At 70.9% G+C, this 12,760-nt stretch carries 15 protein-coding genes; 11 read left to right on the forward strand and 4 right to left on the reverse strand.

The window, feature by feature from the left end:
- The first annotated feature begins 2 nt into the window (after nt 1-2).
- The 5 genes from leuC to ACWGJY_RS04770 all read left to right on the forward strand — a co-directional run bounded on the left by leuC (nt 3) and on the right by ACWGJY_RS04770 (nt 3,560).
- Entirely contained in the window at nt 3-1,433 is a 1,431-nt protein-coding gene (leuC, locus tag ACWGJY_RS04750; RefSeq protein ID WP_453259345.1) for a 3-isopropylmalate dehydratase large subunit, read from the forward strand.
- 3 nt (nt 1,434-1,436) lie between these two features.
- Nucleotides 1,437-2,030 carry a 3-isopropylmalate dehydratase small subunit gene (gene leuD / locus ACWGJY_RS04755; RefSeq protein ID WP_453259346.1) on the forward strand — a complete coding sequence of 198 codons (594 nt, stop codon included), beginning with the start codon at nt 1,437-1,439 and terminating at the stop codon, nt 2,028-2,030.
- A gap of 136 nt (nt 2,031-2,166) precedes the next feature.
- Nucleotides 2,167-2,412, forward strand: coding sequence for an SCO5555 family protein (locus tag ACWGJY_RS04760; RefSeq protein ID WP_453259347.1), 246 nt, complete (start codon nt 2,167-2,169; stop codon nt 2,410-2,412).
- 125 nt (nt 2,413-2,537) lie between these two features.
- Complete coding sequence (locus tag ACWGJY_RS04765; protein ID WP_453259348.1) at nt 2,538-3,191, forward strand: HU family DNA-binding protein; 654 nt, start codon at nt 2,538-2,540, stop codon at nt 3,189-3,191.
- Nucleotides 3,192-3,356: 165 nt separating this feature from the next.
- Entirely contained in the window at nt 3,357-3,560 is a 204-nt protein-coding gene (locus ACWGJY_RS04770; protein ID WP_453259349.1) for a hypothetical protein, read from the forward strand.
- Here ACWGJY_RS04770 and cofC read toward each other — a convergent pair.
- Nucleotides 3,541-4,338 (reverse strand): 2-phospho-L-lactate guanylyltransferase, encoded by a 798-nt coding sequence (gene cofC, locus ACWGJY_RS04775; protein ID WP_453259350.1) that lies wholly within the window; start codon nt 4,336-4,338, stop codon nt 3,541-3,543. The genes ACWGJY_RS04770 and cofC overlap by 20 nt on opposite strands.
- 131 nt (nt 4,339-4,469) lie before the next feature.
- Here cofC and ACWGJY_RS04780 point away from each other — a divergent pair, with 131 nt between their 5' ends.
- The 3 genes from ACWGJY_RS04780 (at nt 4,470) to ACWGJY_RS04790 (ending at nt 7,611) form a co-directional block, all read left to right on the forward strand.
- Nucleotides 4,470-5,336: a lysophospholipid acyltransferase family protein gene (locus ACWGJY_RS04780; protein ID WP_453259351.1), complete on the forward strand. Its 867-nt coding sequence runs from the start codon at nt 4,470-4,472 to the stop codon at nt 5,334-5,336.
- A complete protein-coding gene (locus ACWGJY_RS04785) occupies nt 5,333-6,334 on the forward strand; it encodes an NAD(P)H-dependent glycerol-3-phosphate dehydrogenase (RefSeq protein ID WP_453259352.1) in 1,002 nt (333 codons plus the stop codon). The genes ACWGJY_RS04780 and ACWGJY_RS04785 overlap by 4 nt, the downstream gene beginning before the upstream one ends.
- Nucleotides 6,335-6,474: 140 nt before the next feature.
- Nucleotides 6,475-7,611: a D-alanine--D-alanine ligase family protein gene (locus tag ACWGJY_RS04790; protein WP_453259353.1), complete on the forward strand. Its 1,137-nt coding sequence runs from the start codon at nt 6,475-6,477 to the stop codon at nt 7,609-7,611.
- Nucleotides 7,612-7,659: 48 nt separating this feature from the next.
- Here ACWGJY_RS04790 and ACWGJY_RS04795 read toward each other — a convergent pair whose 3' ends face one another.
- Nucleotides 7,660-8,139: a DUF3515 domain-containing protein gene (locus tag ACWGJY_RS04795; protein ID WP_453259354.1), complete on the reverse strand. Its 480-nt coding sequence runs from the start codon at nt 8,137-8,139 to the stop codon at nt 7,660-7,662.
- Between the two features lie 21 nt (nt 8,140-8,160).
- Complete coding sequence (locus ACWGJY_RS04800) at nt 8,161-8,394, reverse strand: Lrp/AsnC ligand binding domain-containing protein (RefSeq protein WP_453259355.1); 234 nt, start codon at nt 8,392-8,394, stop codon at nt 8,161-8,163.
- Nucleotides 8,395-8,552: 158 nt separating this feature from the next.
- Between ACWGJY_RS04800 and ACWGJY_RS04805 the strand changes: the two genes are divergently transcribed.
- Together ACWGJY_RS04805 and thiD are read left to right on the forward strand one after the other, a co-directional pair.
- Nucleotides 8,553-9,530 carry a thiamine-phosphate kinase gene (locus ACWGJY_RS04805; RefSeq protein WP_359455460.1) on the forward strand — a complete coding sequence of 326 codons (978 nt, stop codon included), beginning with the start codon at nt 8,553-8,555 and terminating at the stop codon, nt 9,528-9,530.
- Nucleotides 9,531-9,615: 85 nt separating this feature from the next.
- On the forward strand, nt 9,616-10,425 hold the full coding sequence (thiD, locus tag ACWGJY_RS04810; protein WP_453259356.1) for a bifunctional hydroxymethylpyrimidine kinase/phosphomethylpyrimidine kinase: 810 nt from the start codon (nt 9,616-9,618) through the stop codon (nt 10,423-10,425).
- A 225-nt stretch (nt 10,426-10,650) separates the two neighbouring features.
- On the opposite strand, the gene rpmB is transcribed toward thiD, so the two are convergent.
- A complete protein-coding gene (gene rpmB, locus ACWGJY_RS04815; protein ID WP_018087178.1) occupies nt 10,651-10,836 on the reverse strand; it encodes a 50S ribosomal protein L28 in 186 nt (61 codons plus the stop codon).
- A 232-nt stretch (nt 10,837-11,068) separates the two neighbouring features.
- Between rpmB and ACWGJY_RS04820 the strand changes: the two genes are divergently transcribed.
- Nucleotides 11,069-12,712 carry a DAK2 domain-containing protein gene (locus ACWGJY_RS04820; protein WP_453259357.1) on the forward strand — a complete coding sequence of 548 codons (1,644 nt, stop codon included), beginning with the start codon at nt 11,069-11,071 and terminating at the stop codon, nt 12,710-12,712.
- Nucleotides 12,713-12,760 lie beyond the last annotated feature (48 nt).

A 12,760-nucleotide genomic window follows, 5' to 3' on the forward strand; every position in this document is an offset into this window, starting at 1 on the left:
CGATGGGACGGACACTCGCGGAGAAGGTCTGGGACGACCATGTCGTCCGGCGCGCGGAAGGCGAGCCCGACCTCCTCTTCATCGATCTGCACCTGCTGCACGAGGTCACCAGCCCGCAGGCGTTCGACGGCCTCCGCAAGGCCGGCCGCCAGGTGCGCCGCACGGACCTGACCATCGCCACCGAGGACCACAACACCCCGACCCTCGACATCGACAAGCCGATCGCCGACCCGGTCTCGCGCACCCAGCTGGAGACGCTGCGCAAGAACTGTGCCGAGTTCGGCGTCCGGCTGCACCCGCTGGGCGATGTCGAGCAGGGCGTTGTCCACGTCGTGGGACCGCAGTTGGGACTGACCCAGCCCGGTACCACCGTGGTCTGCGGCGACAGTCACACCTCCACCCACGGAGCCTTCGGCGCGCTGGCGTTCGGTATCGGCACCAGCCAGGTCGAGCACGTCCTGGCCACCCAGACGCTGCCCCTGGCGCCGTTCAAGACCATGGCGATCACCATCGACGGCGAGCTGCCCGAGGATGTGACGGCCAAGGACCTCATCCTGGCGATCATCGCCAGGATCGGCACCGGCGGCGGCCAGGGCTACGTTCTGGAATACCGCGGCCAGGCCATCGAGAAACTGTCGATGGAAGCCCGGATGACCATCTGCAACATGTCCATCGAGGCGGGCGCGCGGGCGGGCATGATCGCCCCCGACAACACCACCTTCGACTACCTGCAGGGGCGCGACCACGCCCCCCGGGGCGAGGACTGGGATGCCGCGGTCGCGTACTGGAAGACGCTGCGCACCGACGACGACGCGGTCTTCGACGCCGAGGTGCACATCGACGCCTCCGCACTGGCGCCGTTCGTCACCTGGGGCACCAACCCCGGCCAGGGTGCGCCGCTTTCGGCCAGCGTCCCCGACCCGGCTTCGTACGAGGACGCCTCGGAGCGCTTCGCCGCCGAAAAGGCCCTGGAGTACATGGGATTGACGGCGGGTCAGCCGCTGCGCGAGATCGGCGTGGACACGGTCTTCGTAGGTTCGTGCACCAACGGCCGGATCGAGGACCTGCGCTCCGCGGCCTCGGTCCTGGAGGGCCGCAAGGTCGCCGACGGCGTACGGATGCTGATCGTCCCCGGCTCGGTCCGGGTCTCCCTGGAGGCCGTCGCCGAGGGGCTGGACAAGGTCTTCACCGCGGCGGGCGCCGAATGGCGGCATGCGGGCTGCTCGATGTGTCTGGGTATGAACCCCGACCAGCTGGCGCCCGGTGAGCGCTCCGCGTCCACCTCCAACCGCAACTTCGAGGGGCGGCAGGGCAAGGGCGGCCGTACGCATCTGGTCTCGCCGCAGGTCGCCGCCGCAACGGCGGTTCTCGGCCATCTGGCCTCACCGGCCGATCTGTCCGCTGCCGATGTCGCCACGCCCGCGGGAGTCTGAACCATGGAAGCTTTCACCACCCACACCGGCCGGGCCGTCCCGCTGCGCCGCAGCAATGTCGACACCGACCAGATCATCCCTGCTCACTGGCTGAAGAAGGTCACCCGCGACGGCTTCGAGGACGGGCTGTTCGAGGCCTGGCGCAAGGACGGGGAGTTCGTCCTCAACCAGGAGCGGTACCAGGGCGCCACGGTGCTGGTCGCCGGCCCCGACTTCGGTACCGGGTCCTCGCGCGAACACGCCGTCTGGGCGCTGCAGAACTACGGCTTCAAGGCCGTCATCTCCTCGCGGTTCGCGGACATCTTCCGCGGCAACTCCCTCAAGAACGGCCTGCTGACGGTGGTCCTGCCGCAGGAGACCGTGGACCGGCTCCAGCAGCTGCTGGAGGCCGATCCGGCCGCCGAGGTGACGGTCGACCTGGTCGGCAGGCAGGTACGCGCCGAGGGTGTGACCGCCGACTTCGAGCTGGACGAGAACGCCCGTTGGCGCCTGCTGGAAGGGCTGGACGACATCAGCCTCACCCTTCGGGAGGAGTCGTCCATCGTGGACTACGAGGCGAACAGGCCGTCGTTCAAGCCGCGTACTATCGAGGTCTGACCTCGGGTTTTATGGCTCAAAGCTATATTGCGTACGATGCGCCCCCTGTGCAGTTGGCAGGGGGCGCATCTGCGTGTCAAGGCGACTGTTGAGGCCCCGTGAAGCGACAACTCGGCGCAGATGGCACAATTAGCGCATGGAACGCGACGACCAACTCGAGCTCTACGGTCTCGTCGCCGACCGGCTCAAGGACGCACATACAAGAGTGCGCACACTGCAAGTCCCGGAGGGCGTACGGATGGCGCTGACCCGGAAGCTGCTCGTCATCACGGCCGCGGCTAAACACGATCTTGCGGACGCGGCAAGGCGTCTGGAGTGGTTCATGGAAGACCTCGACGAAGGTCGTTATCCCGAAGATGCGCGTGCCGACGGAAGTCCGTGAAGGTCGAGTTCGTTGCGGCACAAGGGTGATTAGCCCGTTTCGTGTTTGATTTGCGGTATATATCTGCCTAACGTGCGAAAAAGCTTGGAAACTTTCGTTCCAGCAATGTCTCCGAAGGGGAAGACGTGAACAAGGCGCAGCTCGTAGAAGCCATTGCCGACAAGCTCGGCGGCCGCCAGAACGCCGCGGACGCGGTGGACGCCGTACTGGACGCAATCGTCCGTTCAGTTGTCTCCGGCGACCGCGTTTCGGTCACCGGATTCGGCTCGTTCGAGAAGGTCGACCGTCCGGCCCGCTATGCCCGCAACCCGCAGACGGGTGAGCGCGTACGGGTCAAGAAGACCTCGGTGCCGCGCTTCCGCGCCGGTCAGGGGTTCAAGGACCTGGTGAGCGGCTCGAAGAAGCTCCCCAAGGGCGGAGAGGTCTCCGTGAAGAAGGCGCCCAAGGGCAGCCTCTCCGGTGGCACCGCCATCAAGAAGGCCGCGGCCAAGAAGGCGACGGCGAAGAAGGCCACGGCGAAGAAGGCCGCCGCGAAGAAGACGACGGCGAAGAAGGCCACCGCCACGAAGTCCGCGGCGAAGAAGACCACCACGGCCAAGAAGGCCACCGCCACGAAGTCCGCGGCGAAGAAGACCACCACGGCCAAGAAGGCCACCGCCAAGAAGGCCACGGCGAAGAAGACCGCCCCCGCGAAGAAGGCGACGGCGAAGAAGGCCCCCGCGAAGAAGGCCACCGCACGGAAGACCACCGCCAAGAAGACCACCGCGCGCAAGCGGTAATTCAGCAGCGGCGACGCCATGCGTCGGGCCGGTCTCCCTTCGGGGAGCCCGGCCCGCGGTGCGTTCGGGGCCCACCGCCGGCGCCGCTTTCGGGACCCACCCGACGCCACGGGCCCCTACGGGCGGGCGAAGGCGCCGGGGACCTGCTCGTCTAGGCTCTCTCCCATGCAGGCCACCGCGTATACATACGACTCCGAGACCCGCTCCGGCAGTGTGCTGCTGGACGACGGCACCCCGCTGCCCTTTGACGCGCCGGCCTTCGACGCCGGTGGTCTGCTGCTGCTGCGGCCCGGCCAGCGGGTCCGTATCGAGGTCACCGGCGAAGGGGACGGCCGGCATATCGCCCTGATCACGCTCCAGACGCTCTGACCTGCGGCGGCAGCAGTCGTGGTGAGCCGTCCGGCGCGTCGGGCCCCGTTGCCTCGCCACCCGCCGGAGCCGCCGCATCACCCGCCGGAGCCGTCGCACCACCCGCCGTCACCCCCGCGCCACCCGTCAGACGCGGCGCCTGGAGTGCCGTGTGCGGGCCCACGCCCAGCGCCAGCGCGGCCAGCAGATCCTCGCCGGTGTCCACGTCCCGGCGCACCGAGGGCACCCCGGGCGTGATGATCTCCCGCGCCCCGGATGCCAGGTGACGGGCCCGCGACGCACTTCCGAATGCCGGTTCCAATTCCACTCCGGAAGTCGCGGTCAGAAGTGTTGTCCCGATATCCGCGGCATCCGCGAGAAATGCACGGGGAAATAGCGAAGCGGAATGGAGCACCAGTTCCAGTTCGGCGGGGCGCAGCGCCGGAAGGTCGGCGTTCAGCGCGGCGACCGCCGCGTGGGGGCGGCGCGCCCGGACGGCGTCCGCGCCATGGGCCAGTGCCGCGTTGAGCCCCGCGGCCGGTGTGTCGGGCACGATGCGCGCTCCCAGCGCCGCCAGCCGCTCGCCGGCCAGCCGGTCATCCGTGACAACCGCCACATCCCGGACGTCCTTGCAGGCCAGCGCCGCTGCGACGGTGTCCAGGGCGAAGGCGAGGGCCAGTCTGGGCCGGAACTCCTCACCGGCGGCCCGGGAGAGCCTGCTCTTGGCCCGCACCAGCGGCTTCAGCGGCACCACCAGGCTCCAGCCCACATCCGCTCCGTCTCTTCGCATCGGCGCCATTCTCACCTGCTGCCGCCGCCCTCCGGGAGCGTCGGGGTTACGGTGTCCTCGACATAGCGGGTACCTGGGGCGACACTTGTGCGGCTGCCGGCCCGCAGCAGCTTTGCAGGTCCCACAAGGAGGGTGTCCCAGTGTCCCGCCGCAGAATCGGCTTCTGGTACCGCTTGGCCGCGGTCATCTGCAAACCGCCGCTCCTGGTTCTGTTCAAGCGGGACTGGCAGGGAATGGAGCACATTCCGGCCGACGGCGGATTTATCACCGCGGTCAACCACAACTCGTATCTTGATCCGCTCTCCTATGCGCACTATCAGTACAACACCGGGCGGGTTCCCCGATTCCTCGCCAAGGCCGGACTCTTCAAGAGCGGCTTTGTCGGCCTGATGATGCGCGGCACCGGACAGATCCCCGTCTACCGGGAAACCACCGACGCCGCGACCGCGTTCCGCGCCGCCGTCAGCGCCATCGAGAAGGGCGAATGTGTCGCCTTCTACCCCGAGGGCACCCTCACCCGCGACCCCGAGCTGTGGCCCATGCAGGGCAAGACCGGCGCCGCCCGGGTGGCATTGCTGACCAGGGCGCCGGTCATTCCCGTCGGGCAGTGGGGCGCCAATGACGCCATGCCGCCGTACGCCAAGGAAAAGAAGCTCCGTCTCCTCCCGCGCAAGACGCTGCGGGTGCAGGCGGGGCCGCCGGTCGACCTGAGCGCCTACTACGACCAGGAACCGACCGCCGAGGTGCTGCGGGCCGTCACCGAGGTCATCATGACCGCGATCACCGAGCAGCTGGCCGCCGTCCGCGGCGAGCCCGCGCCGTCCGAACCGTACGACTGGCGCAGGGCGGTCGCCCGGGAGCGCCGCGCCACCCGGGAAGCCGCCAGGGCCGCCCAGGCCGCCACCGCGGCCACGGCCCCCGCCGAACCGGCCGCCGCCGCCGAACCGGCCGTCGGCCCGCAGCAGGCCCGAAGCACCCAGCAGGCACAGGAGGATGAAAGCAAGTGACGCGCTGCGCCGTCTACGGCACGGGGTCCTGGGGTACCGCCTTCGCGATGGTGCTCGCCGACGCGGGATGCGAGGTGACCCTGTGGGGGCGCCGGACGGCCCTGGTCGACGCCATCAACAACGGCCGTACGAACCCTGACTATCTGCCGGGGGTCGAGCTCCCCGCGTCCGTACGGGCCACCACCGACCCGGCTGAGGCGGCGCGCGGCGCGGAGTTCGCGGTGCTGGCCGTGCCCGCCCAGACGCTGCGCGGCAATCTCGCCGAATGGGCGCCCCTGCTGCCCGACGGCACGGTCCTGGTCTCCCTGATGAAGGGCGTCGAACTGGGCACGGCCAAGCGCATGAGCGAGGTCATCGAGGAGGTCGCCAAGGTGCCGGCGGAGCGGGTCGCGGTGCTGACCGGCCCCAACCTCGCCAAGGAGATCGCCGCCCGCCAGCCCGCCGCGGCCGTCGTCGCGTGCGCCGACGAGGCGGTCGCCCAGCGGTTCCAGGCCGCCTGCCACACCGCGTACTTCCGCCCGTACACCAACACCGACGTGGTGGGCTGTGAACTGGGCGGCGCGGTCAAGAACGTCATCGCGCTCGCCGTCGGCATCGTCACCGGCATGGGCCTGGGCGACAACGCCAAGGCCTCCCTGATCACCCGCGGTCTGGCCGAGACCACCCGGCTCGGCCTCGCCATGGGCGCCGACGCGCACACCTTCGCCGGTCTGGCCGGCATGGGCGACCTCGTCGCCACCTGCTCCTCGCCGCTGTCGCGCAACAACACCTTCGGCACCAACCTCGGCCGCGGAATGACGCTCCAGGAGACCATCGCGGTCACCAAGCAGACCGCCGAGGGCGTCAAGTCCTGCGAATCCGTACGGGATCTGGCCCGCCGGCACGGCGTCGACATGCCGCTCACCGAGACGGTCGTGGAGATCGTCCACGAGGGCAAGCCGCCGCTGGTCGCCCTCAAGGAGCTGATGTCGCGCAGCGCCAAGTCCGAACGGCACTGAAACCGGAGCATAAGTATCCGGCCGGCGTCGAGCCGCCGGCGGCCCGCCGCCCGCGCCACCCCGGCGGGCGTCGGCGCGACGCCACCAACGGCCGCCGCAGCACTGACTCCGCGCCGGTCAGCAGGTACCCTCAACCCGATATGAGCAGCGAGACCTCCCCACACAAGCCCCGCGTCGCCGTCGTGTTCGGCGGCCGCAGCTCCGAGCACGCGATCTCCGTGCTCACGGCCGGCGCCGTGCTGCGCGCCATCGACCGCGACACGTACGACGTGCTGCCCATCGGCATCACCACCGACGGCCGCTGGGCGCTCACCGCCGACGACCCCGAGCGGATGGCCATCACGGACCGGCAGCTGCCCACCGTGAGCCAGCTCGCCGAGTCCACCGAGGGCGGCGTGGTGCTGCCCGTCGACCCCACCAACCGCGAGGTCGTCTACAGCGAACCGGGCTCGGTGCCCAAGGCGCTGGGCGAGGTCGATGTGGTCTTCCCCGTGCTGCACGGCCCCTACGGCGAGGACGGCACCCTGCAGGGCCTGCTGGAGCTGTCCGGTGTGCCCTACGTCGGCTCGGGCGTTCTGTCCTCGGCCGTCGGCCAGGACAAGGACTACATGAAGCGGGTCTTCGCCTCCTTCGGGCTGCCGGTCGGCCCGTACGAGGTCATCCGCCCGCGTGAGTGGGAAAAGGATCCTGCAGCCGCCCGCAGGAAGATCGTGGACTTCGCCGGCGAGCACGGCTGGCCGCTCTTCGTGAAGCCCGCGCGGGCCGGTTCCTCCATGGGCATCACCAAGGTCGACGGCCTCGCCGGCCTGGACGAGGCGATCGAGGAGGCCCGTCGGCACGACCCCAAGATCCTCGTGGAGTCGCTGCTGCGCGGCCGCGAGATCGAGTGCGGGGTGCTGGAGTTCGAGGACGGCCCGCGGGCCAGCGTGCCGGCCGAGATCCCGCCCGTCACCGCGCACGACTTCTACGACTTCGAGGCCAAGTACATCGACTCGGCCGACGGGATCGTGCCGGCGCCGCTGAGCGACGGGCAGACCGCGAAGGTCCAGGAGCTGGCCGTCGCGGCCTTCGAGGCGGCGTCCTGCGAGGGCCTGGTGCGCGCGGACTTCTTCCTGCAGGACAACGGCGAGTTCGTGATCAACGAGATCAACACGCTCCCCGGATTCACGCCCATCTCGATGTACCCGCGGATGTGGCAGGAGAGCGGTGTGAGCTACCCGGAGCTGATCGACCGGCTCCTGCAGGCCGCGCTGCGGCGTTCCACGGGACTGCGCTGACCACCGCCGCCCCCCGGTGGCCGGTCCGCCCTTTGAGGGGGACCGGCCCTAGACCCCTACGGGATCGGTCTTCTGCACGGCGCTCCCGAGGTCGGTGAGCACATTGACCTCGGGCGCGTATTTCCGGGGCACGGTCACCTCCACGAAGGCCTTCCGCAGCACCGTCGTGAAGCGATAGCCGTCGTCCTGCTTCTCGAAGAGCCATTCCACCCCGTTGACTTCCGCCGCGTCGGGGTTGGGGTTGTAATGTTCACTCCCGTACGTCAGGACGTCGGGCTTCGGTACCCCGCAGCGCAGTTTCACGGCAGGATCGCCCCATATGGCAGTGAAGTCGGAAACGGGCTCGGGAGTACCCCGCTTCAGCCCGTCCACGGTCTGCGGCAACTCCTTGTGGAGCGCCGTGCAGTGCCGCGCCGCCTCACCTGTGGGAGAGGGAACGGCCACGTCTTCGGACGAGGAACAGCTCACCGCGGCGAACAGCACGGTGAGCACCGGAAGGGCCAGGTACCGGCGGCGCGTAGAGATCACCCGGCCGAGGATACGGGGGACCTAGAGATGGACGACCGGGCAGGTAAGGGTGCGCGTGATGCCTTCCACTTGCTGGACCTTGGCGACCACCATGCGACCCAGCTCATCGACGGTGCCGGCCTGCGCGCGCACGATGACGTCATAGGGACCGGTCACGTCCTCGGCCTGCAGCACACCATGGATCGCGGAGATCATCTCAGCTACCGCCGAGGCCTTGCCGACCTCGGTCTGGATCAGGATGTAAGCCTGTACCACGGAACCTCCAGGGCGGCTACGAGGATCATGTGGGAAGAAGGGACGCCACGGTACCGCGTCACCGAGGGGAGCGGGGAGACCCGCGCGGTGAACACGGCAAGTACGGCACAGTCGTCAGCCACGTACGGACCGTCCGTACACATGGGAAGGGCAACAGCATGAAGGGCACCGTGGGCGAGCTGGGGGAGTTCGGGCTGATCAGGGAGCTCACCTCCCGGCTCACCACCACTCCGGCCGTACGGATCGGGCCGGGTGACGACGCCGCGGTGGTCACCGCGCCGGACCGGAGGGTGGTCGCCAGCACCGACATCCTCCTGGAGGGCCGGCACTTCAGGCGCGACTGGTCCACCGCCTACGACGTCGGCCGCAAGGCCGCCGCACAGAACCTCGCCGACATCGCGGCGATGGGCGCGGTCCCCACCGCGATCCTGCTGGGCCTGGTCGTGCCCGCCGAGCTCCCCGCGACCTGGCCGACCGAGCTGATGGACGGGCTGCGCGACGAGTGCCAGGTGGCCGGTGCCGCCGTCGTCGGCGGGGACGTCGTACGCGGCGACACCATCACCGTCGCCATCACCGCGCTCGGCGACCTGCGCAACCAGGAGCCGGTCACCCGGGCCGGCGCCCAGCCCGGCGATGTGGTCGCGGTGACCGGCTGGCTCGGCTGGTCCGCAGCCGGGCACGCCGTCCTCTCCCGCGGCTTCCGCTCGCCGCGCGCCTTCGTGGAGGCCCACCGCCGCCCCGAGCCCCCGTACCACGCGGGCCCCGCGGCCGCCGGGCTCGGCGCCACCGCCATGACGGACGTCAGCGACGGGCTGGTCGCCGACCTCGGGCACATCGCCGAGGCCAGTAAGGTCCGGATCGATCTGCGGTCCGCCGGGATCGACATCCCCTCGCAGATGTCCGACATCGGCACGGCCGTCGGCGTGGACCCGATGCAGTGGGTGCTCAACGGCGGCGAGGACCACGCGATCGTGGCCACCTTCCCGCCCGATGTGAAGCTGCCCGCCCGGTGGAAGGTCATCGGCGAGGTCCTCAACCCCTCCGCGCTGCCCCAGGTGACGGTGGACGGCGCCCCCTGGGCGAAGGCCGGCTGGGACCACTTCGGCGACAACGGGGACGCCGAACAGGTCCCGTAGGGGCACACGTCCCGTACGGGTCACAGGCGACGCCGGTCACGGGCGCCCGCAGCTCCGCCGGGTGCCGCCGAGTAGATTCGGCGGTATGCACATACCTCCACGCGTCCTGACCGTCGCCGGATCCGACTCCGGCGGCGGCGCGGGCATCCAGGCCGACCTGAAGACGATGCTGGCGCTCGGCACCCACGGCATGAGCGTGGTCACCGCCGTCACCGCCCAGAACTCCCTGGGCGTACAGGGCGCGTGGGAGCTGCCGGCCGAGGCTGTACGGGCCCAGTTCCGCAGCGTCGTCGACGACATCGGCGTGCAGGCGGTGAAGACCGGGATGCTCTCCTCGGCCGAAATCGTCGAAACCGTCGCCGAACTGCTCGCCGGGCTGCGGGTCCCGGTCGTGATCGATCCCGTAGGGGTCTCCAAGCACGGTGACGCACTGCTGGCCGCCACCGCCCTGGACGCGGTCCGCGGCGCGCTGCTGCCGACGGCCACCGTCGCCACCCCCAACCTGGACGAGGTCGCCCAGCTGACCGGTATCCGGGTCGGGGAGGAGGCCGACATGCGACGGGCGGCCGCCGCAATCCTGGACTTCGGGCCGCGTTGGGCGCTGATCAAGGGCGGCCATCTGACGGCCGGGCCCGGCGACAGCGCCGTCGATCTGCTCACCGACGGCACCGAGGAACACTGGCTGCGCGCCCCCCGGCACGACAACCGGCACACCCACGGCACCGGCTGCACCCTCGCCAGCGCGCTCGCCGCCCAGCTCGCCAAGGGGGACACCGTCCCGCAGGCCACCGCGGCGGCCAAGGACTATGTCACCGGCGCCCTCGCGGCCGGCTTCCGGCTGGGCGCCGGCATCGGCCCCGTGGACCACGGCTGGCGCCGGCGCCACGAGCACTGACCGTACGAGCCACTGACCGTACGAGCCACTGACCGTACGAGCCACTGACCGTACGAGCCACTGACCGTACGAGCGCTGACCGCACGGGCACCGTGGCGCCGCGGCCGTCCCGGGGCCGGGCGCGGCAGCCGCGGGCGCCCGGCCCCGGGAACGGCAGAAGCCGGCCCACCACGAGGGTGGACCGGCTTCACAAGCAACCGGCTGGGCTGCGCTACGGCTATGACGTCAGCGCGAGACCTTGCCGGCCTTGATGCACGAGGTGCAGGCGTTCAGCCGCTTCGGCGTGCGCCCGATCACTGCACGCACCGTCTGGATGTTGGGGTTCCAACGACGGTTGGTACGGCGATGCGAGTGCGAGACACTCTTGCCGAAGCCCGGCCCCTTGCCGCAGACGTCGCAGTTGGCAGCCACGGGTCACTCCAAAGACTTCAGATGCACTTACGGTGAAATCCCGACGAGCCGAGTGCATTGCCCTACCGGCACCGTCAGGAGAGGAATGGCCCGATCTTCATCGGGCAACCGGAGCAGCATACAACGACCGCTCCCGTAGAACGAAACTACCACGCACGCCCGGGGCCCCGCCCCGGCCCCGCCCCCGCACCGCGGCTACTGTGCGGTGCATCCCGCCACCCAGGAGGACGACGTGCCGTACCCGCTCGACGCCGCCGCGGTCCGCTCCTGGTGCGGGCTGGCACTGGAGGCGCTCGGCCGGGAACGCGAGCGGATCGACGCGATCAACGTCTACCCGGTGGCCGACGGCGACACCGGCACCAACCTCTATCTGACCCTCGAATCGGCCACCCGCGCGGTCGAGGCCGCCTTCGACGGGCACGCCTCGGCCGGCACCGCGCCCCGCCTCGCCGACGCGATCGGGGCCATGGCGCACGGCGCCCTCATCGGGGCGCGCGGCAACTCCGGCACGATCCTGGCGCAGCTGCTGCGCGGGATGACGGAGGTGCTGGCCGCCGCCGACGGCTCCGGCGACGCCCTGGGCCGGGCGCTGCGCCGGGCCGCCGCCTCGACGTACGAGGCCGTCGCCCACCCCGTGGAGGGCACCGTCCTGACGGTGGCGACCGCCGCCGCCGACGCCGCGGAGCGGGCCGCGCACGAAGCCGCCGGGGCCGCCGAGGTCGCCCGCGCCGCTCACGACGGCGCCCGGAGCGCGCTGCAGGCGACACCCGGGCAGCTTGAGGTACTGGGCAGGGCCGGGGTCGTGGACGCCGGCGGCTGCGGGCTCGTCGCGCTGCTGGGCGCGCTCGCCGATGTCCTGTCCGGGGAGGTCTCGGTGGCACCGGTCGCCGTACGGGCCGACGCCCCCCTCCCCGAGGCCGCCGGCTGCGACGTCGCGGGCCGGATGGCGGCGAACGGCTCCGGAGCCCCGGACGGGCCCGCCTTCGAGGTGCTCTACCTGCTGGAGGCCGACGACCCCGCTGTGGCGCGGCTGCGGACCCGGCTCGACGGGCTCGGCGACTGCCTGGTGGTGGTCGGCGGGGACGGTCTGTGGAACGTCCATGTCCACGCCGACGACGCGGGCGCCGCCGTGGAGGCCGGTATCGAGGCCGGCCGCCCGTACCGGATCCGCATCACGCACTTCGGCGGTGCCCGCGCCAAGGAACCGGCGATGACGGCGCGGGCCGTGGTCGCGGTGGTGCCGGGTGCCGGGCTGGCCGCACTGTGCGCGGAGGCCGGCGCGACCCCCGTCCCCGTACGTCCCGGGGAGCCGCCCGCCAGCGGTGAACTGGTGCAGGCGATCCGGCAGGCGCACGCCCGTGAGGTGATGCTGCTGCCCAACGACCACGACCTGCGGCACACTGCGGCGGCCGCCGCCGAACAGGCCCGCACCGAAGGCGTACGGGTCGCGCTCATCCCCACCCGCTCCGCGGTCCAGGGCATCGCGGCGCTGGCCGTGCACGAACCGGACCGCAGCTTCGACGAGGACGTGGTCGCGATGACCGCGGCCGCGGGCGCCACCCGCTACGCCGAGCTGGCCCGCGCCGAGCGGCAGTCGTGGACGATGGCCGGCGTCTGCCAGGCCGGGGACGTCCTCGGCCTGATCGACGGCGATGTCGCGGTGATCGGCTCCGATCTCACCGGGACCGCGATGACCGTGCTCGACCGGATGCTGTCCGCGGGCGGGGAGATGGTCACCCTGGTCCTCGGCGCGGAGGCGCCCGACGGGCTCGCCGAGCGGCTGGAGGGGTTCGTCCGCGAGCGCCATCTCGCCGTGGACACGGTCGTCTACGAGGGCGGCCAGCATGCTGCGCCGCTGCTCATCGGCGTGGAGTGAGAGCTGAGGGCCCCTCTGCGCGCGCCGGGCCGGTGAGCGCGCCCCGAT

The organism is Streptomyces sp. NPDC054765, assembly GCF_053612065.1.

What these genes read in the sequence shown, in the direction of transcription:
- leuC (WP_453259345.1), top strand. Translation starts at nt 3, where the DNA reads ATGGGACGGACACTCGCGGAGAAGGTCTGGGACGACCATGTCGTCCGG.
- leuD (WP_453259346.1), top strand. Translation starts at nt 1,437, where the DNA reads ATGGAAGCTTTCACCACCCACACCGGCCGGGCCGTCCCGCTGCGCCGC.
- ACWGJY_RS04760 (WP_453259347.1), top strand. Translation starts at nt 2,167, where the DNA reads ATGGAACGCGACGACCAACTCGAGCTCTACGGTCTCGTCGCCGACCGG.
- ACWGJY_RS04770 (WP_453259349.1), top strand. Translation starts at nt 3,357, where the DNA reads ATGCAGGCCACCGCGTATACATACGACTCCGAGACCCGCTCCGGCAGT.
- cofC (WP_453259350.1), bottom strand. Translation starts at nt 4,338, where the DNA reads ATGGCGCCGATGCGAAGAGACGGAGCGGATGTGGGCTGGAGCCTGGTG.
- ACWGJY_RS04790 (WP_453259353.1), top strand. Translation starts at nt 6,475, where the DNA reads ATGAGCAGCGAGACCTCCCCACACAAGCCCCGCGTCGCCGTCGTGTTC.
- ACWGJY_RS04805 (WP_359455460.1), top strand. Translation starts at nt 8,553, where the DNA reads ATGAAGGGCACCGTGGGCGAGCTGGGGGAGTTCGGGCTGATCAGGGAG.
- thiD (WP_453259356.1), top strand. Translation starts at nt 9,616, where the DNA reads ATGCACATACCTCCACGCGTCCTGACCGTCGCCGGATCCGACTCCGGC.